General features: G+C 71.2%; 23 protein-coding genes. 17 read left to right on the top strand and 6 right to left on the bottom strand.

Annotated elements, in window-relative coordinates; translation table 11 throughout:
* Positions 1-28 precede the first annotated feature (28 nt).
* From ACEN8D_RS07975 to ACEN8D_RS07940, 8 genes are all read left to right on the top strand, one after another.
* Positions 29-1093 (top strand): LLM class flavin-dependent oxidoreductase, encoded by a 1065-nt coding sequence (locus ACEN8D_RS07975; protein ID WP_413399799.1) that lies wholly within the window; start codon positions 29-31, stop codon positions 1091-1093.
* The gene (locus ACEN8D_RS07970; protein WP_413399800.1) at positions 1090-1797 is read left to right on the top strand and encodes a cysteine hydrolase family protein; all 708 of its coding nucleotides are present in this window, start codon (positions 1090-1092) and stop codon (positions 1795-1797) included. Before ACEN8D_RS07975 ends, ACEN8D_RS07970 begins: the two co-directional genes overlap by 4 nt.
* A complete protein-coding gene (locus ACEN8D_RS07965; RefSeq protein ID WP_413399801.1) occupies positions 1758-3128 on the top strand; it encodes an NtaA/DmoA family FMN-dependent monooxygenase in 1371 nt (456 codons plus the stop codon). Before ACEN8D_RS07970 ends, ACEN8D_RS07965 begins: the two co-directional genes overlap by 40 nt.
* A 1-nt stretch (position 3129) precedes the next feature.
* Positions 3130-4851, top strand: coding sequence for an MFS transporter (locus tag ACEN8D_RS07960; RefSeq protein WP_413461601.1), 1722 nt, complete (start codon positions 3130-3132; stop codon positions 4849-4851).
* A 53-nt stretch (positions 4852-4904) separates the two neighbouring features.
* Entirely contained in the window at positions 4905-5435 is a 531-nt protein-coding gene (locus ACEN8D_RS07955; protein WP_309887730.1) for a flavin reductase family protein, read from the top strand.
* A 9-nt stretch (positions 5436-5444) separates the two neighbouring features.
* A complete protein-coding gene (locus ACEN8D_RS07950) occupies positions 5445-7145 on the top strand; it encodes an SNIPE associated domain-containing protein (protein ID WP_413398766.1) in 1701 nt (566 codons plus the stop codon).
* 141 nt (positions 7146-7286) lie between these two features.
* Positions 7287-7457 carry a hypothetical protein gene (locus tag ACEN8D_RS07945; protein WP_309778749.1) on the top strand — a complete coding sequence of 57 codons (171 nt, stop codon included), beginning with the start codon at positions 7287-7289 and terminating at the stop codon, positions 7455-7457.
* Between the two features lie 6 nt (positions 7458-7463).
* Entirely contained in the window at positions 7464-7700 is a 237-nt protein-coding gene (locus ACEN8D_RS07940; RefSeq protein ID WP_070416854.1) for a hypothetical protein, read from the top strand.
* Positions 7701-7716: 16 nt separating this feature from the next.
* On the opposite strand, the gene ACEN8D_RS07935 is transcribed toward ACEN8D_RS07940, so the two are convergent.
* Positions 7717-8289 carry a TetR/AcrR family transcriptional regulator gene (locus ACEN8D_RS07935; protein ID WP_413398767.1) on the bottom strand — a complete coding sequence of 191 codons (573 nt, stop codon included), beginning with the start codon at positions 8287-8289 and terminating at the stop codon, positions 7717-7719.
* 88 nt (positions 8290-8377) lie between these two features.
* Here ACEN8D_RS07935 and ACEN8D_RS07930 point away from each other — a divergent pair, with 88 nt between their 5' ends.
* A complete protein-coding gene (locus ACEN8D_RS07930) occupies positions 8378-9229 on the top strand; it encodes an SDR family NAD(P)-dependent oxidoreductase (RefSeq protein ID WP_413398768.1) in 852 nt (283 codons plus the stop codon).
* Positions 9230-9532: 303 nt separating this feature from the next.
* On the opposite strand, the gene ACEN8D_RS07925 is transcribed toward ACEN8D_RS07930, so the two are convergent.
* Together ACEN8D_RS07925 and ACEN8D_RS07920 are read right to left on the bottom strand one after the other, a co-directional pair.
* Positions 9533-10123 (bottom strand): TetR/AcrR family transcriptional regulator, encoded by a 591-nt coding sequence (locus ACEN8D_RS07925; RefSeq protein ID WP_413398769.1) that lies wholly within the window; start codon positions 10121-10123, stop codon positions 9533-9535.
* 71 nt (positions 10124-10194) lie between these two features.
* Positions 10195-12294 (bottom strand): MDR family MFS transporter, encoded by a 2100-nt coding sequence (locus ACEN8D_RS07920; protein ID WP_413398770.1) that lies wholly within the window; start codon positions 12292-12294, stop codon positions 10195-10197.
* A 110-nt stretch (positions 12295-12404) separates the two neighbouring features.
* Between ACEN8D_RS07920 and ACEN8D_RS07915 the strand changes: the two genes are divergently transcribed.
* The 3 genes from ACEN8D_RS07915 (at position 12405) to ACEN8D_RS07905 (ending at position 16344) form a co-directional block, all read left to right on the top strand.
* On the top strand, positions 12405-12881 hold the full coding sequence (locus tag ACEN8D_RS07915) for a MarR family winged helix-turn-helix transcriptional regulator (protein WP_309778753.1): 477 nt from the start codon (positions 12405-12407) through the stop codon (positions 12879-12881).
* A gap of 113 nt (positions 12882-12994) precedes the next feature.
* The gene (locus tag ACEN8D_RS07910; RefSeq protein WP_071303103.1) at positions 12995-14836 is read left to right on the top strand and encodes a DEAD/DEAH box helicase; all 1842 of its coding nucleotides are present in this window, start codon (positions 12995-12997) and stop codon (positions 14834-14836) included.
* A 191-nt stretch (positions 14837-15027) separates the two neighbouring features.
* A complete protein-coding gene (locus ACEN8D_RS07905) occupies positions 15028-16344 on the top strand; it encodes a fibronectin type III domain-containing protein (RefSeq protein ID WP_309778754.1) in 1317 nt (438 codons plus the stop codon).
* Between the two features lie 79 nt (positions 16345-16423).
* Here the strand turns inward: ACEN8D_RS07905 and ACEN8D_RS07900 are convergent, their stop codons facing one another.
* The gene (locus tag ACEN8D_RS07900) at positions 16424-17350 is read right to left on the bottom strand and encodes an NAD-dependent epimerase/dehydratase family protein (protein ID WP_309778755.1); all 927 of its coding nucleotides are present in this window, start codon (positions 17348-17350) and stop codon (positions 16424-16426) included.
* A gap of 125 nt (positions 17351-17475) precedes the next feature.
* Between ACEN8D_RS07900 and ACEN8D_RS07895 the strand changes: the two genes are divergently transcribed.
* The 5 genes from ACEN8D_RS07895 (at position 17476) to ACEN8D_RS07875 (ending at position 24046) form a co-directional block, all read left to right on the top strand.
* Positions 17476-18195 carry a TetR/AcrR family transcriptional regulator gene (locus ACEN8D_RS07895; protein ID WP_071295306.1) on the top strand — a complete coding sequence of 240 codons (720 nt, stop codon included), beginning with the start codon at positions 17476-17478 and terminating at the stop codon, positions 18193-18195.
* 293 nt (positions 18196-18488) lie between these two features.
* On the top strand, positions 18489-20510 hold the full coding sequence (locus ACEN8D_RS07890) for a glycosyltransferase (protein WP_413399085.1): 2022 nt from the start codon (positions 18489-18491) through the stop codon (positions 20508-20510).
* Entirely contained in the window at positions 20507-20920 is a 414-nt protein-coding gene (locus tag ACEN8D_RS07885) for an ATP-binding protein (protein ID WP_309887746.1), read from the top strand. Before ACEN8D_RS07890 ends, ACEN8D_RS07885 begins: the two co-directional genes overlap by 4 nt.
* Positions 20917-23427: an OpgC domain-containing protein gene (opgC, locus tag ACEN8D_RS07880; protein ID WP_309887749.1), complete on the top strand. Its 2511-nt coding sequence runs from the start codon at positions 20917-20919 to the stop codon at positions 23425-23427. Before ACEN8D_RS07885 ends, opgC begins: the two co-directional genes overlap by 4 nt.
* 106 nt (positions 23428-23533) lie before the next feature.
* Positions 23534-24046 carry a hypothetical protein gene (locus ACEN8D_RS07875; RefSeq protein ID WP_413461740.1) on the top strand — a complete coding sequence of 171 codons (513 nt, stop codon included), beginning with the start codon at positions 23534-23536 and terminating at the stop codon, positions 24044-24046.
* 26 nt (positions 24047-24072) lie between these two features.
* Here ACEN8D_RS07875 and ACEN8D_RS07870 read toward each other — a convergent pair whose 3' ends face one another.
* Both ACEN8D_RS07870 and pucL read right to left on the bottom strand, forming a co-directional pair.
* Entirely contained in the window at positions 24073-24642 is a 570-nt protein-coding gene (locus tag ACEN8D_RS07870) for a nucleotidyltransferase family protein (protein ID WP_413461741.1), read from the bottom strand.
* Positions 24639-25583 carry a factor-independent urate hydroxylase gene (pucL, locus tag ACEN8D_RS07865; protein WP_309887758.1) on the bottom strand — a complete coding sequence of 315 codons (945 nt, stop codon included), beginning with the start codon at positions 25581-25583 and terminating at the stop codon, positions 24639-24641. Before pucL ends, ACEN8D_RS07870 begins: the two co-directional genes overlap by 4 nt.
* Positions 25584-25674: the final 91 nt, after the last annotated feature.

Below are 25674 nucleotides of genomic sequence, written 5' to 3'. Positions count from 1 at the left end.
CGAGCAACGACCAGAGAGGCGGCGCACCATGCCCGCGAAGGAGTACGGGATCTTCCTCCCGATCGGCAACGGCGGATGGATGCTCTCCACCACCGCACCCCACCCCGAGGCGACCTACGCCTGGAACAAGCGCGCAGCCCTGCACGCCGAAGCGATCGGCCTCGACTTCGTGATGTCGATGGCGAAGTGGCGCGGCTTCGGCGGGAGCACCGACCACTGGGGACGCTCCCTCGAGTCGATGACGATGATGGCCGGGATCGCCGAGGCGACCGAGCGTGTGAAGATCTGGGCGACCATGCACGCGAACGTCCACAACCCGGCGGTCGCGGCGAAGATGTACACGACGCTGCAGGACCTCTCCGGGGGTCGGGCGGGCATGAACATCGTCAACGGGGCCTACGCGGCCGAGTTCGAGCAGTTCGGGATCTGGGACGCCGGCCTCAGCCACGCCGACCGCTACCGGATGACCGAGCTCTGGACCGAAGCGGTCACCCGCCTCTGGACCGAGGACAGCGTCACGATGCAAACGCCGTACTTCGACCTCGACGCCTGCGAGTCCCGCCCGCACCCGGCCAGCAGACCGACGATCATCAGCGCCGGCAAGTCCGAGGCCGCTCGCGCGTTCCAGGCGAAGTACGCCGACGGTGCGTTCCTCGCGGCGGACAGCCTCGACGAGATGCGCGACCTGTCCCGCGACGTCCACGACCGCGCGGCCGACGAGGGTCGGGTGTGCCGGACCTACTCGATGCTCACCGTCGTGCAGGACGAGACCGACGAGGCCGCGCAGCGGAAGGTGCGTGAGTGGGGTGCCGGCGTCGACCGCGAGGCACTGGCCTCGATGCGGGCGTCGTGGGGCGTCCCCGCCGAGCAGGCCCGTGCGTGGGCGGACGGTGCTGCGGGTGAGGACGCGTTCCAGACCGCGTACGTCGCCGGTTCCGCCGAGACCGTCACGGAGCACATCGAGTACATCGTCGACCGGGGCGAGCTCGACGGCCTCATGCTGATCTTCCCCGAGTACGACCAGGACATGGTGCGCTTCGGCGAGACCGTCCTGCCGGCACTCCGCCAGCACGACGCGGCGGTCGTCCGGTGACCGGCGGCAGCAGCGGGCTCGACCCGCGACTCGCCCGGTTGCTGGACGGACCCTCGTCGTCCGGTGCTGGTGGCCGCACGCCGGCGCTCGTCGTCGTCGACGTGCAGCGCGACTTCGGTGAACCCGCGCGCATCGCCGGCTACGGGCTCGACGACCGTGCGTTCGCCGCGGTGGACGCCGCGATCGTCCGGATCGGCGCCCTCGTCGACGAGGCGCGAGCCACCGGCGTCCCCGTCGTCTGGGTCGAGCTCGGCAGCGACCCGTCCGCCCCGTGGCACAGCAGCACGTGGCTGCGCGGCGGTGCGCTCGACGGACCGATGCCGGAGGACGAGCCCTGCCGCATCGGCACCGCCGGCGCCGAGTGGTACCGCACGGCGCCGGCGCCTGGTGAGACCCGCGTCGTCAAGCGCGGCTACAGCGGGTTCCTCGGCACGGACCTGGAGGCGCGGCTCACCACCGCCGGGATCGGCTGGCTGACCGTCGTGGGACTCACGTCCGAGTGCTGCGTCTTCGCGACGGCGCAGGACGCGATGCAGCTCGGCTGGCCCGTCGTGGTGCCGTCGGACGCCACCGCCGCCTACGACATCGACGTGCACGACGCCGCGCTCACGATGATCGAGCTCAACGTCGGTGTCGTCACGGACGCTGCCGAGACCACCGCGCTGTGGCAGGCGTGGGCGGCGTCGCCGGTGGCTGCCTCGTGAGCGGCATGCACATCGCCTACGACCTGTCCTTCACCCACACCGAGGGGCGCTGGGCGGCACCCGGCAGCTGGGTCGGCCAGGACTTCCCCGACGTCCGCATGTACATGGAGGTGGCCCGGACGGCCGAGCGCGCCGGCGTCGACATGCTGTTCTTCGGCGACGGCTCCGGCGTCCCGAGCACGTGGCGCGGCAGCATCGACCCGGCGGTCGAGTGGGGGATCCAGTGGCCCCGGCAGGACATGTCGCCGGTCATCGCGGCGATGTCGACGGTGACCGAGCACATCGGGTTCGGACTCACCTACTCGTCGACCTTCACGCACCCGTTCTCCACCGCGCGGCTGCTCAACTCGCTCGACCACGTCACGGGCGGCCGGATGGCGTTCAACGTCGTCGCGTCCTCGCGGGGTGCGGACGCCGCGAACTACGGCTCCGACCACCTGATCGACCACGACCTCCGGTACGAGCGGATGGAGGAGTTCATCGGCGTCTGCCGTGCGCTCTGGGACTCCGTCGCGCCGGACGCGATCGTCCGCGACCGGGCGACCGGGCGCTTCGCCGACCCGTCGCGCGTGCACCCCATCGACCACGACGGCCGGTTCTTCAAGGTGCGGGGGCCGCTCGCCAGCGTCCCGAGTCCGCAGCGCCACCCGGTCGTCGTGCAGGCCGGCAACTCGCCGCGGGGCATCGCCGCGAGTGCGTCGTTCGCCGACCTCGTGTTCGGGTTCGGGGCGAGCGTCGCCGGGCAGCTCCGACACCGGAACGCCCTCGACGCGGCACTGACGGACGCCGGACGGGACCCCGCCGGGGTCGGGATCCTCTGGGCGACCCAGGTGATCGTCGGCGCGACGGTCGCCGAAGCCCAGGCCCGACGGGACTCGCTCCTGTCGTTCTGGAACCGCGAGGCCGTCGGGACCTTCATCTCGCACAACGCCGGGTACGACTTCTCGACGCTGCCGGCCTCCTTCCGGCTCGGGGACCTGCGCGACGAGGTCGTCGCCGCCCAGGCGAGCCCGGCCGGACTCGTCGGCAGCCTGGTCGCCGAGTTCGGGGAGGACCACACGATGGACCGCGACGACTTCTTCGAGCACGGGTGGCGCGCGGCGACCGGCCTCGACCACATGCTCGTCGGCGACGCCGCGGGGGTGGCCGACGCGCTCCAGGAGAACTTCGCCGCCACCGGTGGGCGGGGCGGCTACATGCTGTCCAGTCCGCTCGGGATGCCGTCCGGGTTCGCCGACCTCAGCGAGCTGCTCGTGCCGGAGCTCCGCTGCCGCGGGGCCCTCGCGCCGCGGTACCCGGGGGCCACGCTCCGCGAGAACCTGGCGGTGTGAGGTGACCCCGGCCCGTCGGTGGCTCGCGCTCGGCGGGCTCTGCCTCGGCTTCTTCATGCTGCTGCTCGACAGCACGATCGTGTCCGTCGCCCTGCCCGACCTCGGGCGTGACCTCGGTGCCGACGCGTCGACGTCGGTGTGGGTGAACAGCGCCTACCTCTTCGCGTTCGCCGTCCCGCTGCTCGTGGCGGGCCGGCTCGGCGACCGGTTCGGACACCGGCGCGTGTACCTCGTCGGGCTCGCGGTCTTCACGATCGCCTCGGTCGGGTGCGCGGCCGCGCCCGGGATCGGCGCCCTCGTCGCCTGGCGTGCGGTCCAGGGCCTCGGCGCGGCGCTGCTCACCCCGCAGTGCCTGACCGTGATCCGGTCGCTGTTCGAACCGCCGAGGCTCGCCGTCGCGCTCGCCGTCTGGAGCGCCGGCGGCGGGGCGGCGACGGTCGCCGGGCCGATCGTCGGCGGGCTGCTCGTCGAGGCGTGGGGGTGGCCGTCGGTGTTCCTCGTGAACGTGCCCGTCGGGATCGTCACGGCGATCGCGGTCCTCCGCTTCGTGCCCGTCTCCCGGCGCATCGCGGTCCCGTTGCCCCTGTTCGCCGTCGTCGGCGTGACCGTCGGGGTCCTCGGCGTGGTCGTCGGCGTGCAGGGCACGGACACCGGGCTGCTCGCCGACCCGGCCGCCCGTGGCGGTGCGGTCCTGCTCGGCGCCGCGGTTGTGGCGGCCGTCCTCGTCCGGCAGCGGCGTGCCGGCGACCGCGCCCTCGTGCCGCTCGCCCTCTTCCGCGACCGCGGTTTCGTGACCGGGTCGTGGGGCGCCACGGCCGCGTCCTTCTGCGTCGGGTCCGCCCCGATCCCGCTCATGCTCGACCTGCAGCAGACCCGCGGGCTGAGTGCGGGATCGGCGGCCCTCGTGCTCGTGCCGATGGGGGTCGCGTGCCTCGCCTCGGCGCCGTTCGTGGGCCGCATGACGAACACCGCCGGCCCTCGGGCGACCGCGACGGTCGGAGCCGTCCTGCTCGTCGTGTCCGTGGCACTGACCGCGGTGCTCGTCGGTGCCGCGGCGCCCCTCTGGACGATCGCCGCGGCCTTCACCGGGTTCGGGATCGCGAACGCGTTCGTCTGGTCGCCGTTCTCCCTCGCCGCGGTCCTCGGCGCGGGGCCCGCGACGGTCGGGGCGGCATCGAGCGTCTTCAACACCGTGAAGCAGCTCGGCGCCGTGCTCGGCAGCACCGCGACGGCCGTGCTGCTCGCCACGGCGGGAGACGCGGTCGCGCTCGGTGCGCTCGCGCTCGTGGCCTGCGGTGCCGTGGTCGCCGCGCGTGCGCTGTCCGGCCGTCCGGGGGCCCCGGTCGTCCTGACCGGCGTGATCGTCCACGGTGCAGGGGTCGGGCACGACCTGGGGTTCCCCACCGCGAACCTGCGGCCCGAGGACGAGTCTGCTACTCCGGTCCCCGTCGACGGGGTCTACGTCGGATGGCTCGCGGCTCCCGTCGGCGCTCCGCCACGGCAGGCCCTCGTGTCGATCGGCAGCAACAGCACCTTCCCCGACCGACCGCGCACGGTCGAGATCCACGTGCTCGACTTCGACGGCGACCTGTACGGCTTGGTCGTCGATCTCACCGTCGGCCGGCGCATCCGACGCCAGCGCACGTTCCGCGGGCCGGACGCGCTCGTCACCGCGATGCGGTCCGACGAGCGTCGGGCCCGTGCGGTGCTCTCCCGCTCCTGACCGTTCGTCCCCGACCGCTCGTCCCCGACCACTCGTTCCCCGAGGAGGACCCCGTGCACGACCACTTCATCGAGGACCCGCTCGACATCCGTGAGGCCATCGCCGAGGTGCCCTCCGTCGTGGCCGCGATCGCCGCGTGCGTCGACGGTTCCCCCGTGGTCATGGTGGCGACGTCCTTCACCGTCGGCGTCTCCTACGACCCGCCGCTGGCGACGATCGCCGTGCAGCACTCGTCCACGACGTGGCCCGACCTCGCAGCAGCGCCGACGCTCGGCATCTCGGTGCTCGGCGACGGACACGGGCCGCACACGGCGCAGTTGGCGTCCCGGGACCGTGCGCGGCGCCTGCACGGCATCGAGTACGCCACCGCCGGGTCCGGTGCGGTCTTCCTCGACGGTGCCCACTCGTGGTTCGAGTGCTCGGTCGAGGGTGTCCACCGCGCGGGCGACCACGACATCGTGGTGCTCCGTGTCCTCCGGGTCGCGCGGGATGCCGCACGGTCGGCGCTCGTCTGGCACCGGCCGGCGCGCTCGGCCGATCACCCCCGGACGGGGGCGCGTGCCGGAGTGAGCACTCCTCCGTAAGATGAAACAATGTCAGCAGCGCCCGCAGGTTGGTACGACGACCGTGACCCAAGGTTCGTCCGCTACTGGGACGGGCAGGCCTGGACCGAGCACGTTCAGCTCAAGCGGTCAACGCAGGGGGACCCCGGTGCCCGTATTCCGGACGCTGACGATACGGCCGCGCCTCGGACCCGTCGGGACGCTCGAGCGGCCGATCGGTCGAGGCGAACAGAATCTCCCGGAGACGGGCCCAAACCGATCGACAAGCTGTCGAAACGTGAGGCGCGAGAGCGGTTGCGCGCCGCGGAGGAGCGAATCGAGGCTGGCGAAGCAGTCGTTGCACGCTACAAGATGCGCGCTTTCGACGATGTTGACGAATACCGGGCCGAGCAGGAACGCCAGATCACCACCCTTCGAGCCCAACTCGCGACTGAGCAAGCGGAAGCGCGCGACCTGTTGGCGAAGGAGCTTGCATCGGCTCGCGAGCGATTTGCGGCTGAAGAGGCGGTGGAGCGGCGCAAATCCGAAGAAGCGGTCACCAGCGCCGAGGACCGTGTCCGCGAGGCTGTTCGACAGGTTGCTGACGCCAAAGCTGCTCAGGAAAGGCTCAACGCGGACATCAGCGTTCGAAGAGCCGAACTCGTGGACCTCGACGCAGCAGTGGAACTACAAGAGGTCGGGCTCTTCGATTTCGACAACCCCGCCGCATCGTCGACGGAACTGGCAGCGAAGCTGGAGGCACTGCGCTACCGCATCAAGAACGCCGTCCGCGACAAGAGAGCGGTGACGACGGCGCCACGCTTCACGTTCAACAGCTCAGAAGCGCAGGGTCGAAAATTCATGACGGACATGGCGAAGGTGCTGCTGCGGGCGTACAACGCGGAAGCCGAAAACGCCGTGAAGGCGACTCGCGCAGGCAACCTGCACGTCGCCCAGACGCGACTGAGTAGGGCTGCGGAGCAGATCGCCAAGAGCGGCACGATGATCGACCTCCGCATCGAGCCGAGCTACCACCGGATGCGGCTTGAGGAAATTGCTCTTGCGAAGGAGCACCTCCGGACCGTGCAAGCAGAGAAAGAGCGTGAACGGGAGCGTCGAGCGGACCTCCGCGAGCAGCAACGAGCTGCTGCTGAGTTACAAGCCGAGCACGACCGCCTGGAGAAAGAACGTCAGCACTACTTGTCCACGCTCGCGGCCTTGCAAGCCAACGGTGACACTGAAGGTGCCGCTCGTGTTCGGGCCAGACTGGAGGATGTCGATCGCGCAATCACCGACGTGGACTACCGAGCAGCGAATGTGCGAGCCGGTTACGTCTACGTCATCTCCAACGTCGGCGCGTTCGGAGAACGCATGGTGAAGATCGGCATGACGAGAAGGTTGAAGCCGATGGATCGCGTCATCGAGCTCGGAGATGCATCGGTGCCGTTCCGCTTCGACGTGCACGCGTTGTTCTTCGCTGACGATGCGGTGGGGGTCGAGACGATGCTGCATCAGGCCTTCGCGAAGCAGCGGGTGAACAAGGTCAACCTGCGCCGTGAGTTCTTCTACGTCACGCCGTCGGAGGTTCTCGATGCTCTCAAGAGCCACTCGGTCGAGGTGGTTGAGTACACCGTTGAGCCCGCCGCGGAAGAGTTCCGTACGAGCGAACTTGCGGTGGACGCGTTCACGCCGGCGCTAGTGGAGAACGCGACGATGCGGAATGCAGCGTCAGTCGCTTCCACTGGAGACTGATGTTCGCATTGTGTTGAAGGGAAGTGCTCACCCGCCGATTCTCCCAGCCCCTGTGATGCCTCCGCGAGGTGCCATGAGGAGCTGGCAGGCGCGGGGCGTTGCGTGTCTTTCCGATGGTCCACGAATGAGAACGGAGCCGCATTGAACGCACTCCCACTCGTCCTCGGGCTCGTGCTGGTGGTCGGCGGATTGGCGTGCATCCCGTGGGTGGTGCAGCGGAATCGCAACCACCCGCCCTCCGACCGTGGACGGCTGATCGCAGTCGTGATCGCACTCGTCATGCTCGTCGCCGGCGCGCTGCTCCTCCGGTGAACGTCGTTGACTGACTCGCTGGCGCTCTGGGTCCTCGGCGGCGCCTTCGTGCTCCTCGGCTGCGCGACCGCGGTGTCGCCGGAGGCGATGCACGACTTCCTACAGCGGCAGATGCGCATCGTCCAGGGCAAGAAGGCAGCTGATCGTCACGCCCAGTTGCCCACGGCACTCTTCCGGGCCCTGGGCATCGCCATGCTCTGCGTCGGCATCGTGCTCGGCGTGTTCGCCGCGACGGGCGGCTGAGCGCCGCAGGACCCGCTCAGCCCCGCACGACCGCCGCCACCGTCGCCACGACGACCTCCCGCCGCCGCGCCGCCCCCACCTCGTCCGTCAGTCGGGCGTACTCCGGCGTCGCACCGCTCCACAGCGCAGCGGTGTGGATGACGATCCCGAGGAGCTCCGCCGCCGAGAACGTCGTCGGCAGCCGTCCGTCCCGCTGCGCGTCCTCGATCGCCCGGAGCTTGGCGGCGTTGCTCTGCACAACGGCGTCGATCGGGTGCGAGGTGTCGCCCCGCTCGAGCCGGTACCAGGTCGCCAGGCGCTGCACCCCGGGTCGGTGTGCGTAGGAGTCGTGCAGGCGTCCGGCGTACTCGGGCAGGTCGTCGGCGTCGATCGTGACCTCGTCGAGCGTCTCGGCGACCATCGCGTCGAAGACCGCGTCGAACAGGCCGTCCTTACTGCCGAAGTAGTGGTAGATCTGCGCCTTGTTGCTCGCGGCGGCGGCGGCGATCCGGTCCACGCGCGCGCCGGCGATCCCGACCGCGGCGAACTCGTCGCGGGCGGCGACGAGGAGTCGGGCGCGGGTGGCGTCGGCGTCGCGGGGCATCGGCATCCGCCCACGTTATCAACCGGGCGGTTGACAAGCGAGCGACGGAGGTATTCCATGGGGTGTATCTACCAACCAGTCAGTTAGGAACACCATGTCCGTCATCCTCGTCACCGGTGCCTCGCGAGGCCTCGGCCGCTCGATCGTCACCGCAGCCCTCGCCGCCGGTCACCAGGTGGTCGCCGGGGTCCGGGACCTCCACGCCCTCGACGACCTCACCAGCGCGGAGCTCGTCCCCGTCGCGCTCGACGTCACCGACCCCGACGCCGCCCGTGCAGCCGTCCGCACCGCGGTCGAGCGCTTCGGCCGGCTCGACGTGCTCGTGAACAACGCCGGGTACGCGAACCTCGCCAGCATCGAGGACGTCGACCCCGCCGACTTCCGCGCCCAGGTGGAGACCAACCTGTTCGGCGTGGTGACCCTCAGCCAGGAGGCCGTGCACGTCATGCGTGAGCAGGGCTCCGGGCACATCGTGCAGGTCTCGTCCGTCGGCGGGCGCATGTCGACGCCGGGGCTCGGCGCGTACCAGACCGCGAAGTGGGCCGTCGGCGGGTTCTCCTCGGTGCTCGCGAAGGAGGTCGGGCCCCTCGGCATCCGCGTCACCGTCCTCGAGCCGGGCGGCATGCGCACCGACTGGGCGGGGTCGTCCATGACGGTCGCGCCGGTCCGGCCGGAGTACGAGGCGACCGTCGGGGCCTCCGCACGGATGCACGGGGGCACGAGCATCGGTGCGAGCGACCCGGACCTGGTCGCCGAGCTCGTGCTGCAGGTCGTGGCGATGGACGAGCCGCCGCTCCGCCTGCTCGTCGGCCCGGACGCGTTCGAGCACGGGACGGCCGCCGGCCGCGCGCTCCTGGCCGAGGACGAGCGGCACGAGGCGCTCAGCCGGTCGACGCAGGCGGCCGATGCGACCCCGGAGCAGCTGGACCCGCTGGCACGCGCCTGAGACGCGACCACCTGACGGACGGGAGGCGCGGTGCGAGCCTGCACCGTCCCTCCCGTCCGACAAGCGGTACCGTCTCCACGCGCTGGGCGACAGTCCACGGGCCGGTGCGCGCGTGAACTGTCGATGAGCGCAAGAACACACCTGCGTGGTCGCTCCGCGACACGCGCCGTTGCGCGCCGCGGGGCGAGTGGCCGGCCGTCGGGTGCGGCCGGTGCGAGGAGCGTAGGCCGGCTTCGCACCCGGTGGGGGGAGTCCTGCGGGATGCCGAACCCGGCCTGCGGGTCCACGCAGGCAGACGTCCGGTCAGGCGGACGCGAGCGCACCCATCTCGCCGACCACGGCGCGCAGTCGGACCGCGAGCTCGTCCGGGCCGCCGACGGTCTCGCGGTGCGCCACCTCGGACAGCGCGGACATGACGAGGGCCACCGCGGTGCGGGCGGTCTGCTCGTCGGTCCGCGTACCGACCGTGGCGAGCAGGGACTGCCGGGACTCGGCCATCCACTGCATGACCATCGGGGCCATCTCCGGGCGGAGCACGAGCAGCTCCTTCATCCGGCGCCGGTCCTGCGAGAGCGGAACGGTCGCGGCGACGAGGCTGCACAGGTCGTCGATGAAGCGCCCCTCGGCGGTGGCGAACCAGGTCGCGGCGGCCGGCGGGACCTCGACGGTGTCGAGGCCGAGCGCCGCGTGTGCCTTCGAGGAGAAGTAGTTGAAGAAGGTCCGGGGGGAGACATCGGCGTCGGCGCAGATCTGCTCCACGGTCACCCCGTCGAGTCCGTGCGCCGACACGAGCGTCAAGGCGGCGTCGTGCAGCGCCGAGCGGGTCTGCTGCTTCTTCCGTTCACGCAGCGAGCACGGCTCCGTCGCCGTCGTCGTCGCGGGGGTGGTGGTCACGGTGGCTCCTGGTGCTGGTGGGGTGGGGCGCCCGTCCACGAAGGGGGACAGTGGACGGGCGCCCCGGTCGGTCATCGGCGCTGCGCGGGCTGCGTCGGGGTGGATCCGGTCATCGGGCCGGTGAAGGAGCCCGCCTCGGCGGCGGCCAGGCCGGCGGCCGTCTCGAGCTCGTCCTCCGCCGAGAGCCCGTCGTCGTCGGCGCGCTGCGCACCCGCGGCGTCCGCACGCTCCTGCAGCGCCGAACGCTGACGGAGCGGCGGCACCCGGAAGAACCAGGTGAGGACGAAGGCGAGCAGGATCACGCCGAGACCGACCCAGTAGATCGTCACGGACGAGGCGTTGAAGCCCGCCATGAACGGCCGGGTGAGCCGGCTGTCCGCACCGGTCAGGAACGAGGTGTCGTTCGTGCTCATGGTGCTCGACCCGGAGCCGCTGCCGTCGGAGACCTGCTTCGCCACGGCCGGGGTGAGCTCGCCCACCCAGTAGGACCGCTGCGCCGCGTCCGACCAGTCGACGACGAGCTTGCCGTCCTGCACCGATGCGTGGGCCTGGTCGGCTGCCGCGGCGAGGGCCTGGGCCTGCACGGCGGCCGGGGCGCTCGCGGTCGACTGCTGCACCTGGGCGGTGACGTCGTCGAGCGAGGCCTGCACGTTCTGCTCGATCGGGGTGACGATCGGCGTCCAGATCTCGTCCATGACGCCCCGGTTCGCGGGCGCGGTGGCCACGGTCGGGTTCGTCGCCGCCTCGAGGGCGGAGCGCAGGTCGGTGCGGTCCGCCGTGGCGTGCAGGATGTTCGACGGCATCACCGAGAACAGGATGGACAGGAGCACGGCCGTGCCGAGCGTCCCACCGATCTGGCGGAAGAACGTGGCGGACGACGTGGCGACGCCCATGTCCCGGGCCTCGACCGAGCCCTGCGACGCGAGGGTCAGCGACTGCATGACCGATCCGAGCCCGAGTCCGATGAGGAACATGCCGATCATCAGGAACCAGAGCGGCTTGTCGATGCTCATGAACGTCAGGACGACGTAGCCCGAGGACACCAGCGCCGTGCCGATCACCGGGAAGATCCGGTAGCGGCCGACCCGGGCGACGATCTGGCCGCTCGTGATCGACGCGATCATGAGCCCGCCGACGAGGGGGAGCGTCGCGAAGCCGGACTCGGTCGGGGTCAGGCCGACGACGATCTGCAGGTAGAGGGGGATGGTCAGCATGGCGCCGAACATCGCGAAGCCGACCAGGAACCCGATGACCGTCGCCATCGAGAACGTGCCGGAGCGGAAGAGCTTCAGCGGGATGATCGCGGCGTCGCCCATCTTCGACTCGATGAGCAGCAGCGCGACGAGGCCGACGACGCCGATGACGTAGCAGGCGATCGCGGCGGCCGAGCCCCAGCCCCAGGTGCGGCCCTGTTCGGCCACGAGCAGGAGCGGGACGAGCGTGACGATGACGGCGGTCGCGCCCCACCAGTCGACCTTCGGCTTCGCGGTGTCGCCACCGTGCACCTTCGGCAGGTGCAGGAAGACGAGCACCATGACGAGGGCCGCGATGCCGATCGGCACGTTGATGAGGAGCACCCAGCGCCAGCCGGTGATCCACAGGATCTCGGAGGAACCGGCGAGCAGGCCGCCGATGAGCGGGCCGATCACGGACGAGATGCCGAACACGGCGAGGAAGTAGCCCTGGTACTTGGCACGTTCGCGCGGAGCGAGGATGTCGCCCATGATCGCGAGCGGCAGCGACATGAGCGCACCGGCACCGATGCCCTGCACGGCGCGGAAGCCGGCGAGCATGAGCATCGAGGTCGACATCGACGAGAGCACGGCGCCGAGGATGAACACCACGATGCCGAAGATGTAGAGCGGCCGGCGCCCGAAGATGTCGGAGAGCTTGCCGTAGATCGGCGTCGCGATGGTCGAGGTGATGAGGTACGCGGTCGTCACCCAGGCCTGCTGGTCGAGCCCGTGCAGGTCGTCACCGATCGTCCGGATCGCCGTGCCGAACACCGTCTGGCCGAGCGAGGACAGGAACATGCCCGCCATCAGCCCGTAGATCACGAGGAGGATCTGGCGGTGGGTCATCAGCGGCTGCTGGCCGGGTGCGGCGGAGTCCGTGGGGACCCCGGCTGCGCGTCGGCCGTGCTGCACCGGGACGGGTGCGGTGGCGGTCATCGAGCTCCTTGCTTCGTGCTGTGTTTCCTGCTGTGAAAGTTTGCAGACCGCGCAACGATACATCCATTGCTTCCGACAAGCAACTAAATGTGGGCGCTACGCTGTCCGGCATGACCGAGGACCGGGACGACGCCGAGCGACTGCTGCGCGCGCAGCTCGACCGGCTGTGGGTCCGGCAGACCCTGCGGTCGTCGCTCATCGAGTCGCGCGGGGGACTGGACCCCACGGCGCGTGTGATCCTGCGGGCGGTCGACCACTTCGGAGCGGTCCGGTCGATGGCGATCGCGGACGCCACGGGGTTGTCGCGCCCGGTGATCAGCCGCCGCGTGGCGTCGCTCGTCGAGTCGGGGTACCTCGGCACCGAGCCGGACCCGGCCGACGGGCGCGCCAGCCTCGTCTCGATCGCCCCGGCCGGCCGGACGCTGCTCGACACGCTCGACGTCGCCGGCGCCGAGGTGTTCGACGACCTCACGGGGGCGTTCGCCACGGGGGAGCTGCACACCCTCGCCGGGCTCCTCGCCCGGCTCAACGACCGCGCCGACGCGGTCCTCGGGATCGGCGCCACGGACCGGCGCGACGCGTCCTGACCACGCGGCACGCGCCGAGACGTGACCGGGAGGCGGCCGGGAGGCGCGGTGCGGGCCCGCCCCGATCCTCCCGTTCGTCACTGCTCGCGCCGTATTCGAGATACCGTTTCCGCATGAGCACGGACACCGCCACCACCACTGAGACCCTCGACGACGGGCCAGTGGTGACCTTCGCCGACCTCGGCCTGAGCGATGCTGTGCTCAAGGCCGTCAAGGACATCGGCTACGAGACCCCCTCCGCCATCCAGGAGGCCACGATCCCGACCCTGCTCGAGGGGCGCGACGTCGTCGGCCTCGCGCAGACCGGAACCGGCAAGACCGCGGCGTTCGCGCTGCCGATCCTGTCCCGCATGGAGGCGGGCAGCAAGGTGCCGCAGGCGCTCGTGCTGTCGCCGACCCGCGAGCTCGCTCTGCAGGTGTGCGAGGCGTTCGAGCAGTTCGCCTCCCACATGAAGCACGTGCACGTCCTGCCCGTCTACGGCGGCCAGGCGTACGGCGTGCAGCTGTCCGCCCTGCGCCGCGGCGTGGACGTCGTCGTCGGCACGCCCGGTCGCATCATGGACCACATCGCCAAGGGCACGCTCGACCTGTCCGAGCTGAAGTACCTCGTGCTCGACGAGGCCGACGAGATGCTCAAGATGGGCTTCGCCGAGGACGTCGAGACGATCCTCGCCGAGACCCCGGACGACAAGCAGGTCGCGCTGTTCTCCGCGACGATGCCGGCCCAGATCCGCCGCATCTCGCAGCAGTACCTCACCGACCCGGCCGAGATCACGGTCAAGACGAAGACGAAGACCGCGGCGAACATCACGCAGCGGTACCTGATGGTGTCGTACCCGCAGAAGGTCGACGCGCTCACCCGCATCCTCGAGGTCGAGGACTTCGAGGGCATGATCATCTTCGTCCGCACGAAGAGCGAGACCGAGACCCTCGCCGAGAAGCTCCGCGCCCGCGGGTACGCCGCAGCGGCCATCAGCGGTGACGTCGCCCAGGCCCAGCGCGAGCGCACGGTGAACCAGCTGAAGTCCGGCAAGCTCGACATCCTCGTCGCCACCGACGTCGCCGCCCGCGGCCTCGACGTCGACCGCATCACGCACGTCGTGAACTACGACATCCCCGTCGACATCGAGTCCTACGTGCACCGCATCGGCCGCACGGGTCGCGCCGGCCGCTCGGGTGACTCGATCAGCTTCGTCACCCCGCGCGAGCGACGCCTGCTGTCCGCGATCGAGCGGCACACCAAGCAGCCGCTCACGCAGATGCAGCTGCCGACGATCGAGGACGTCAACGAGACGCGCCTCACCCGCTTCGACGACGCGATCACCGCGGCGCTCGAGCAGCAGGACCGCATCACCGCGTTCCGCGACATCATCGCCCACTACGTCGAGCACCACGACGTCCCGGCCGACGACGTCGCCGCCGCGCTGGCCGTCGTCGCGCAGGGTGAGGACCCGCTGCTGCTCGACCCGAAGGCCGACGAGCTGCGGAACCGCGTCGACCGCGACGGCCGGAGCAGCGACCGCCGCGACCGTGACGACGACCGCGGCGCCCGTGGCGACCGCGCCGACCGTGGCCCGCGCCGCTCGCAGCCGATGACGGCATACCGCATCGAGGTCGGGCGTCGGCACCGCGTCGAGCCGCGACAGATCGTCGGGGCCCTCGCGAACGAGGGTGGTCTGCGCCGTGACGACTTCGGGGCGATCCAGATCCGCCCGGACTTCTCGATCGTCGAGCTGCCCGCCGACATGGACGCCGGGGTGCTCGACCGGCTGACGGACACCCGGATCAGCGGGAAGCTCATCGAGATCAAGCCGGACCGCCGTGGTGGCGGCGGCGGGGCGCGCCGGTACGACCGCGACGACCGTGGGCCGCGTGCCGGTGGTCGGGACCGCGACGACCGCGGGCCGCGTCGGTACGACCGCGACGACCGTGCGGAGCGCAAGCCGCGTCACTGACGCGCGTTCTTTTCACGGGAGGCGCGGTGCCAGCTGGCACCGCGCCTCCCGTCGTTCCCGGGTTGCGGGATGACGCATGAGGGCCTGCACGGCCCGCACGATCCCGGCGCCGACGGGTCCGCGAGGTCCGACCGGTGCTCTGATGTCCGTAGTCGTGGCGCATGGACCACGGGACGAACAGGGGAACGCACGTGTTCAGAGCCGTACTGACCGCCGCAGCCGCGGTGGCGCTCGTCATCGGGGGAGCCGCGCCGGCGACGGCCGCACCCTCGTCGGTGCCCGGCGCACCGACCTCCGTCCGCGTCACCGGAGCCGCGGACAGCGCGACCGTGACCTGGGGGCTCCCGAAGTCCGGCGCGAAGGTCACCAGCTGGCGCGTCACCGTCTCGCCCGCGCAGCAGCAGCCGGACGCCGGCGTCGACCGGCTCCCGGCCAGCGCGCGGTCCGACCGGTTCGGCAACCTGACCGCGAGCACCGCGTACACGTTCTCGGTCCGTGCGGTCGGGACCCGGGGCACGGGCAAGGCCGTCTCGGTGCGGTACACCGCGCCCGGGTCGGTCCAGACCGTGCAGTCCCTGTTCGCCCTCGACGGCGCGGGCTCGGTCGTGCGGTTCCCGACCTCCGGCACGTCCGCCCCGACCACGATCGCGCCGAACGCCGCCGGCTTCACGGCGGACGACGTGGGCGACGTGTTCGTGCCGTCGGCGGACCGCACCTCGATCGTGATGTACCCGGCCGGCGGCGCCGCTGCCCGGACCGTGGCGACCGGCCTGCACCTCACGGCGGACCTCCGCTCGGACGTCGCCGGCAACCTGTACTGGGTCGACTCGGTCTCCGGTGCGATCACGAAGCTCCCGGTGTCCGGGGCAGCACCGACGGCGATCATCCCCTCGGCCGGCTCCGGCTGGGCGGTCGGACGCGACGGCACGGTCTCGGCCGTGACCTTCGGGACCCAGGGCGCCGCGACGAAGGTCGTCTCCGTGTCCCCGACGGGCGTCCGGACCACCCGGTCGATCCCCGAGACCGGCTACCGGATCTTCGCGGCGGTCATCGCGGACGGCGGCGGGAACCTCTACGTCAACTACCTCTCGACCGGCGCGTCCGGTGCGAGCGGCTGGGTGCTGCTGGCGAAGGGCTCGAGCGAGCTCGTGTCGGCCGAGTCCCGGATCGGCTTCACCTACGCGGCGACGAACGGCCGCGCGCTGGTGTCCGCCAAGTCCGCCGGGTGGTGCGCCGCGCCGAGCGAGGGCAGCCCCGGCGGCTGCACCGCCGACAAGACGATCACCTCGCTGTCCTCGCGGACGGCCGACGGGACGACCACCGAGCAGACCACGAGCGGCGTGACCGCCGAGGGCCGTGGCGTGTGGATCGGTGCGGCGGACGAGGCGGGCGACCTGTTCTTCGACGTGAGCGCCGGCCCGACGACCGGCCTCTGGCGGCTGGACGCCGCAGGCGGCGTGGCGCAGCGGCTGTCCGCCGGACAGTTCTCGCGGTTGCTGGTGATCTGAGGTCGGACCCGACCAGGTGACTGACGGGAGGCGCGGTGCGGGCTCGCACCGCGCCTCCCGTCATGCAGTGCGCAGCCGGTCAGGCGACGCCCTCGACGGTCCGTCGGCACACCTCGTCCCACGGGGTCGGCTCGATGCCGAAGTGGGCTCGGGCCGCCGAGTCGTCGACCACGTACGGGGCCGTCCACTGGTAGCTCATCTCGGCGATCTCGCGCATCATCGGTGAGAACAGGCCCATCGCGCGGAGCATGCCGGCGGGGAGACGCCGGACGGTCACAGGGGGCTTCCCCGCCGCGGCCAGCACCTCGGTGAGGGCCTGCACCTGCGACCGCGGGGCGTTGCTCGGCACCATCCAGGTGCGTCCGTGGGCGGTCTCGTCCGCCGCGGCCGCGACGAGCATCCGGGCGACGTCGAGCACGTCCGTGAAGGTGTGCGGCAGGTCGGTCCGGCCGATCATCGACACCGCCTTCCCCTGCAGCGCTGCCGGCAGGACGCGCGTGATGTGGCCGTTCTCGCCGATGCCGGCGCCGACGTAGTCCGAGGCGCGGACCTCGACGGCACGCACCCGGCCCGCTTCGTGCGCCGTGCGTGCGTCGGCCCAGAGCCGTGCCCGCAGGATGCCCTTGTGGTCCGTCGCGGCGTCCGGCAGGGTCTCGCGCATCGGTCCGTCGACGGGTCCGTAGGGGTAGAGGTTCCCGGTGATGGCGTACACCGCGCCGGTCCGCTCGGCGGCGGTGAGCAGCGCGGTCGCGAGCGGCGGCCAGGTCTGCTCCCACTGCGTGTAGTTGCCGGGGTTGGCGCAGTTGTAGAGGGCAGCGGCCCCCTCGGTCGCCCGGGTGAGCGCGTCGGCGTCCGAGGCGTCCAGGGCGAGGTGCTCGACGCCGGAGACACCCGTGTCCCGGCCGGATCGGGTGGCGACGGTGACCCGCTCGCCCCGTTCCGCGAGGAGTGCGGCGACGTGACGGCCCACCGGACCGGCACCGATGACGACGTGGTGCTGCGACATGGCTTCCTGCTTTCGTCTGTTTGCGAGAGCACCGCTCTCGGTTCTCAGCATGCACGAGCCGTCGCCGAATTGCAAGAGCAGTGCTCTCGATTGTGTGCAGTGCTCTCTCGTGTCATGGTGGAGGCATGACGGACAAGGCGCCCACCGCACGATCCCTCGCACGCGAGACCGTGCGGGCCGGCATCCTCGCCGCTGCCCGTGTCCGGCTCACCGAGGAGGGGCCGTCGCAACTGAGCCTCCGCGCCGTCGCCCGTGACGTCGGGATGGTGTCGTCTGCCGTCTACCGGTACTTCCCGAGCCGCGACGACCTGCTCACGGCGCTCCTCATCGCCGACTACGACGAGCTCGGCGGCGCGGTCGAGGCAGCCGAGGCGGCAGCGGGACCGGCACCCGGGGCTCGGTGGGTCGCGGTGTGCCGGGCGATCCGGACGTGGTCGATCGCGCACCCGGGGGACTTCGCGCTCCTGTTCGGCTCGCCGGTGCCCGGGTACGTCGCGCCGCGGTCGACCGTGGACCCGGCGTCGCGGACGACGCTCACGATCGTGCGGGTGGTCGCGGACGCGGTGGCGGACCCGGGGTACCGCGCACCGCTCCCGGCCGGATCGGGTCCGGGGCTCGTGGCTGCGGCGGTCGCGGACGGGGTGGCGTCCCTGCGGGCGTTCGGCACCGAGCTGCCGGAGGAGGTCCTCGTCCGCACGCTGATGGCCTGGACGACGGTGTTCGGCACGGTGTCGTTCGAGTTGTTCGGGCACTTCGTCGGTTCGGTGTCGGACGGTGCGGCGTACTTCGACGAGGTCGTCGCACGGCTGGCCGAGGGACTCGGGTTCGTCGCCGAGTTCGACTGACGGGGTCGCGCTGCGGGCTGCGTCGTCCGTCGGTCGCGGGTCGCGTCGTCCGTCGGCCGCGTCCTGTTGTCCCCAGAGCGGGGTGCCGGTCTGACAGAGGGCCCGTTCCTGCGGTAGACAGGTCGTGGGCCCCGGTCGTACCCGACGACTGAGCCCACGCTCGGGACGGCACACCTGGAGTCTCCCCGGACGGACCACCACCCTCGGGCGCGCGCCGCGGCCGGGGGCCGACGGATCAGGGAGGCTCGCTTGCGACGCAGCACGTTCGGCGACGCCGTCGTCGGGGGCACCCGGTGACCGCGCTCGACGTCAGCCGGCAGGACCGCCGCCGTCTCACGACCGGGACACCCCGGAAGCGCCTCGTCGCCGTCCGGACCGTCGCCCTGCTCGCCTCGATCGCCGGCGTGAACTACATCGTCTGGCGCTGGGCCGCCTCGGTGAACTGGCACTCGTGGTGGATCGCCGTCCCGCTGATCCTCGCCGAGACGTACAGCGTGATCGACTCGCTGCTCTTCGCGTTCGGGGCCTGGCGGCTCCGTGAACGCGGGGAACCGCCGGCCCCGCCGCAGGACCCCGTGACCGTCGACGTCTTCATCACGACGTACAACGAGCCCGTCGACCTCGTCGTCCGCACCGCGACGGCGGCGAAGGCGATCACTCACCCGCACACCACGTGGATCCTCGACGACGGCAACCGTCCGGAGATGCGCGCCGCCGCCGAGTCGCTCGGGATCGGCGTGATCACCCGGGGCGCCGACTGGATCGACCGGCCGCGGCACGCCAAGGCGGGGAACCTCAACAACGCCCTGCTCGCGACCCAGGGGGAGTTCCTCCTCATCCTCGACGCCGACCAGGTCCCGGAACCGTCGATCCTCGACCGCACGCTCGGGTACTTCAAGGACTCGCGGATGGCGCTCGTACAGACGCCGCAGTGGTTCGAGAACGTGCCCGAAGCCGACCTGCTCGGCAGCCAGGCGCCCCTGTTCTACGGGCCGATCCAGCAGTCGAAGGACGGGTGGAACGCCGCGTTCTTCTGCGGGTCGAACGCGATCCTCCGGCGCGAGGCGCTCATGCAGCTCGGGGTCACCCGGTACGTGCGCGAGGTCGAGGCGTCGGTCGCGCGGACGATCAAGACCTCCCGGAAGCTCCTCGCCCGTGCACGCGAGACGGAGACCGACCCGCGGGTGCTCGGGGCGCTCGACGAGGCCGAGGCCGTGGTCGACCGCGCCCGCGACCAGGTCCAGCGGGGCGAGCCGCTCGGCGACGTCACCTACGACTTCCAACGGGGCATCGACACGATCTCCTACCGGTTCGCCGCGTCCGACCTCGAATCGGTCCGCAACGACCTGCAGGAGCTCGCGGCGATGTCGACCGACGCGAACACCTTCGCGGGGCTCGACGACGCGGCGCTCGACGTCCTCGGCCGCCGCGATGCCTCACCCGTCGCCGCGATCGAGTCCATCGCCGTGCTCACCCGGGCGCTCGACGTCAACCGTGACGACGAAGCCCAGCCGATCATGCCCCTGGCGACGATCTCGGTGACCGAGGACATGGCGACCGCCATGCGCCTGCACGGCCTCGGCTGGAAGTCGGCCTACCACGACGAGATCCTGGCGAAGGGCCTCGCACCCGAGGACCTGCCGACCATGCTCGTGCAGCGGCTCCGCTGGGCGCAGGGCACCATGCAGGTCTTCTTCCGCGAGAACCCGCTCGTGCAGAAGGGCTTGTCGTGGGGGCAGCGGCTCATGTACTTCTCGACGATGTGGAGCTACCTGTCCGGCTTCGCCGCGATCGTCTACATCGCGGCCCCGGTGCTCTGCCTGTCCTTCGGTGTGGTGCCGGTCCAGGCGTACAGCGTCGACTTCTTCGCCCGGCTCATCCCGTTCCTCGTCCTCAACCAGCTGCTCTTCTGGGTGGTGGCGGCCGGCAGACCGACGTGGCGCGGGCAGCAGTACTCGCTGGCGTTGTTCCCGGTCTGGATCGAGTCCGTCACGAGTGCGTTCGAGAACGTGTTCCGGGGCAAGCCGCTGGGCTTCCGGGTCACCCCGAAGGTCCGTGACGAGTCCGAGCAGAAGCCGCGGTGGGACCTCGTGAAGCCCCAGCTCATCGCGATGGGGGCCCTGGTGGCGGCGCTGATCCTGATCGGCATCCGCTACCTGACCGGCCAGGCGTCCGGAATCGCGCCGCTCGTGAACACCGCGTGGGTCGTGTTCGACCTGTTCATCTTCAGCATCGTCATCCGGGCCGTGCTCTACCGAGGACCGGGCACGGCGCAGTCCGAGCACGAGTCGAGCACGGCCGGGGGACCCCTGTGAGCCCGGCGCGGGTCGAGTTCGACGTCCCGGCGGTGCCGGCGTCCCTCGACGAGGTGCAGGACCGCTTCGCCGCGTGGTGGGACACCCTCGGCATCGACGACGTCCGGCTCCGCTTCGGTCTCGAGACCGCCCTCGCCGAGATCGCCGCGAACATCGTCGAGCACACCCGACGCGCCGACCAGGAAGCCGGCCGGCGCTACACCGTGGAACTCGACGCGACCGACCACGAGCTCGTCGCCGTGCTCACCGACAACGGGCTGCCGGTCGACATCGACCTCGCTGCCGTGACGATGGTCGACGCCGACGAGGAGAGCGGTCGAGGCCTCGCGCTCGCGATCGCCGCGCTCGACCGGCTCGAGCACCGACACGAGGGCGGTCACAACGTCTGGACCCTGGTGTGCGCACGGTGAGCCGGACCGCTGCGCGGCTCGTCGCGTTCCTGGTGGTGCTCGCGACGTTCGCCCTGGGCGGCGCGCTGCCGGCGTCAGCGGTGCAGGCGGCCGCGACGAGCGGTGCGTCGATCGCGCCGTCCGACGGGAAGACGTGGTTCGGACCGGACATCGACTGGGGCGACGACGCTCCGGCCGGGTACGCGGGACGACTCGGCGCGACACCGTCGATGTACGGCGTGGAGATCCAGTACCCGCTCGACCGCAGCGCCCGCAAGGAGTTCCTCCGGGCCACCCGTGCTGCGGCGACGCAGGGCGCCGTCCTCGTGGTGAGCCTCGAGCCCGACCAGTCGCTCCGGTCCCTCACCGCGGCCGACGCCCGCGCGGCGAACGCCCTGCTGGAAGAGGTCCACCGCCAGTACGACACCCAGGTGCTCGTCCGGTTCGCCCCGCAGATGAACGGCACGTGGGTGCGGTGGGGGCAGCAGCCGACGCAGTTCGTCACGGCCTTCCGGGCGCTCGCGACCGCGGTCCACGGCGGCAGCTCGGACGCGCTCATGGTGTGGTCCCCGTCCTACGGTGCGGGCTACCCCTTCGGCGAGTCCGCCGGCCGGCTGCAGGACCTCTCCGCGACCGACGTCTCGAAGCTCGACACGAACGGCGACGGACAGCTCACCGCGGCCGACGACCCCTACGAGCCGTACTGGCCCGGGGACTCCTCGGTCGACTGGGTCGGGCTGTCGATGCTGTACTTCGGCAAGGGCAAGGCGACCGAGGCAGCCGGCCGGGACGTCCCGCTCACCCGGAACGACGTCCCCGAGGCCGGCGAGGTCACCGCTCGCTTCGACGAGACCTGGGGCTACGAGCAGCGACAGCAGGGGAGCTTCTACGAGCGCTTCGCCGTGGCCGACGACCGGCCGATGCTGCTCGACACCGGGGCGCTGTACGACCACTCGCTCCGGGGCGCCGACGAACTCCCGGTGAAGCAGGGCTGGTGGCGACAGGTGATCGCCGCCGTGCAGGACCGCCCGTTGATCCGTGGCGTGACGTTCCTCGAGACGAACCGCCGCGAACCCGAGGCCGGCAACCGCGTGGCCGACTGGCGCGACACCGCCGTGCCCGGCATCGCCGGCTCGTTCCGCACCGACCTCGAGCGCGCGGGCGACTTCGTGTTCGGACCGGTGACGGACGAGGTCACGCCACGGGACGGCGCCGCGGCGACCGACCAGCAGTACGACACCGGCGGCGACCAGATGGCCTGGATCGTCTGGTGTGCCGTCGGCCTCGCGGTCGTGTTCCTGCTGAGCGGCCTGTTCGGTCGGCTGCTGCCGAGCTGGCGCTACCCCGACGACGGCAAGCCCGGGCGCGACCTGCGGCTCGACCTGTTCCGCGGGTTCATCATCCTCGCCGTGGTGATCACCCACATCGAGATCGGCGGACCGTACTCGTACATCACGCTGCACGCCGTCGGCGCGATCACCGGCGCGGAGATGTTCGTGTTCCTGTCCGGCATGGTCCTCGGCATGACCTACCCGTTCGCCATCAAGAAGTTCGGCGAGTGGGCGGCCGCCATCGGGGCGTGGAAACGTGCGCGGAAGCAGTACCTCGTCACGCTCGGGGTGATCCTCGTCGTCTTCGCGCTGAGCTTCGTGCCCTTCCTGAACACCGACGCGATCACCACCTTCACCGACCGGGGGACCGGCACCGGGGGAGTCGGCGCCGAGGGGCGCGTCTACGACCTCTACCCGAACGCGATGCAGCTGCTGGCGTACCCGCCGCCCTGGTACGCGATCCGGCAGTTCCTGCTACTCGAGATGGGCCCGTGGCCGTTCAACATCATGGGCCTCTTCGTGGTGCTGAGCCTGTTCATCCCGGCGTTCATGTGGGTGATCCGCCGCGGGTTCTGGTGGGCCCTGCTCATCGTCAGCTGGGCGCTCTACGTCTACCAGGCGCTCAACCCGGAGTTCCGGCCGCTGAACTCCCAGTTCGAGGCCGTCTTCCCGCTCCTCACCTGGCAGGTCGTGTTCACCCACGGACTCGTGCTCGGGTACTACCGCCGGCAGATCATCGGCGCACTGACCGGTCGCCTCGGCAAGGTCCTCGTCGGGGTCGGCATCGGCGGGTACGCGCTGTTCCTGGTCTACGTCTGGGCGGGCGACCACTTCGGGTTCACTCCCGTGCCGTTCCCAGCGACGATGTACGACCAGCTGTACAACACCGCCTACCAGCGCGTCGACCTGCAGTGGGGGCGCCTGCTCGACATCGCCTTCTTCGCGATCGTGTCGTACGCGATCCTCACCGTGTTCTGGAAGCCGATCGCGAAGGCCATCGGATGGCTGTGGATCCCGATCGGGCAGGCGAGTCTCTACGTGTTCGTCTGGCAGGTGTTCTTCGCGCTGGCGATCGCGTCGATCCCGGGTGTCGACTGGGGCAACGGCTGGATCGGCTTCGCGACCCACACCCTGCTCATCCTGCTGGCCTGGTACATGGTGCGGAAGCGGTTCCTGTTCTCGGTGATCCCGCGCTGACGCGCTGCATGACGGACGGGAGGCGCGGTGCGGACCGGCACCGCGCCTCCCGTCCGTCAGCCGGTCGCGGTGCGCCCGTGTCTGGAAAGCTGGTCGTGTGGGGTTGATGAGACGGTGGCCGTGGTGGTTGGCTGCGCTGGCGCTCGCCGTCGCGTTCGGCGGCCTGTGGTTCCTGGTGACGATCGTCGTGATGCCGGAGCTCAACGTTGTCGAGCGAGCCGTGATCTCCGCCATCACGGGTTCCGCGTACGGCATCGTCATGGCGATCTTCCTCATCCGGCTGCGGCGCGGGTACGGCACCGTCCTGCAGGACGCGGGCTTCCGTCGCGCAGTCCGCCGCGGGGTCGTCCCGCCCGACGTCGACATCGAGGGATGGCGACGTGCGGTGCAGCAGCACCGGAACCAGTACCGCTCGCTGCGATGGGCGGCCCCGCTGCTGTACGTTCCGATGACCGGCCTCTCCGTCTGGCTCGCAGTGTCCGGACAACCGCTCTCCTGGATCTTCGTCGGCCTCTTCCTCGTCATGCTGGTCGCCTCCCTGATCGTTGCCCCTCGAGCGGTCCGCCGGACGGACGCGATGCTGACCGAACTCGACCGCCGTGCGCGGTCGATCCAGTGAGACGCGATGGGCGACCGCGACCCCCGCTAGCAGCGGGGGTGGTCCTGGTCGTGACCGTCCCACAGGTCGCCGCACTCGACGGGTTCCGCGCTCGACGACGCGAGCCACGGCCCGGCGCCGTGCGCGGGATCGTGGGACAGCGCGGCGACCAGCGCGGCGCGGTGCTCCGAGCCGACGACCACCGGGTGTCCCGGTACGCCGTGGTGGACCGCGCGGCGGAGCGCCGCCGGGTGGTCACCGTCGCCGATCACCCGCCGGACGGCCGACGCGGGGAGGCCGGGCAGGTCGACGAGGGAGACGCACGCCGTCGCCGGACCGGTGACGGCCGCGAGCCCGACGGCGAGCGACGCGCCCGGACCCGCTGCCCAGTCGTCCGCGACGACGACGGTGACCCCGTCCACGGCGGGCATGAGGACCCGCGCCCGGTTGGCGGCGGCGCCGAGGACGACGACGACCCGGTCGCAGCCGCCCACCAGGAGCGCGTCGACGCCGAGGTGCAGCCAGGGGGTGCCGTCCGGCTCGGCGACCAGCGCCTTCGGCCGCCCCATCCGCGTCCCCGCACCGGCGGCGAGCAGCACGCCCACCACGTCGGTCACACGAACGCCGGCACCGACGTCCACGCGGCCGGGGCCTCGGCGACGCCGTCGCGCACGACGGTGCCGGAGATGAGGCCGTAGGGCCGGTCGGCGGCGAAGAACACCTCGCCGGGGTTGTCCAGGCCGAACGGTGCGAGGTCGACCAGGAAGTGGTGCTTGTTCGGCATCGAGAACCGCACCTCGGCGATCTCCGGGAACGCCTCGATCGCCGAGCGGCCCATCGCGAACAGAGTCTGCTGCAGCGCCAGGGAGTGCAGCTCGGCGAAGGTCGCGAGCATCCGGTCGAGGACGCCCGCGTACACGGCGTCGTAGTCGATGCCCGCCGCCACCGCCTCGGGCGTGTAGCGCCAGCGGGCCGTCACCGAGGTCGCGAGGATCCGGTCGTCGGTCTCCGCGAGCGTCGTGTACCCGTCGCGCGGGAACCCGTGGAACTCGCTGCCCGTCGACTTCAGGACCGTCAGGTCGGTGACCCCGGCGAGCACGTGCACGTCGTCGCCGTCGACCTGCACCACAGCCGTGCGGGTCCCACGGCCGGCCCGGACGAACGAGTGGTCGTGCTCCCGGCCGTCGACGACGATCCGCTCCCACGTGTACTGCTCGGCGGACAGGGTGGAGCCGTCGTACCAGTCGAAGGCGGTGCTGAAGTGCCGGCCGAGTCGCAGGAGGAACTCCTCCGGCGTGCCCACCCCGTGCTCCTTCGCGAAGGCGTAGACCGTGTTCTTCTGCGTGTCCGTCGCGACGACCTTGGCGTTGTCGCCCTCGGTGTACGAGTCGGCGAGCGCCGCACCGCGCAACTGCGTCGTGACGGTCAGGTCCTCGATCTCGTGCCGGTCGGTGTCGCGCGTCACCCGGACGAGCCGGACCTCGGCCTTGCCGTACTGGTTCGCACCGAGGTGGACGGTCGTGGTGGTCGGGACTGGCTGGACGTCGGTGATCTCCATGGAGGCGACGATGACACCCGCGTGTTTCGGCGGTGGGTCGAACAGGTCACGAGCTCCGTCAGCGGCCACGGCCCGGTCGTGACGCAGCCGT

Source organism: Curtobacterium sp. Curtsp22, from assembly GCF_059492135.1.
Note: the sequence above shows the minus strand (reverse complement) of the source record. Positions and strands in the feature narration are given on the sequence as shown.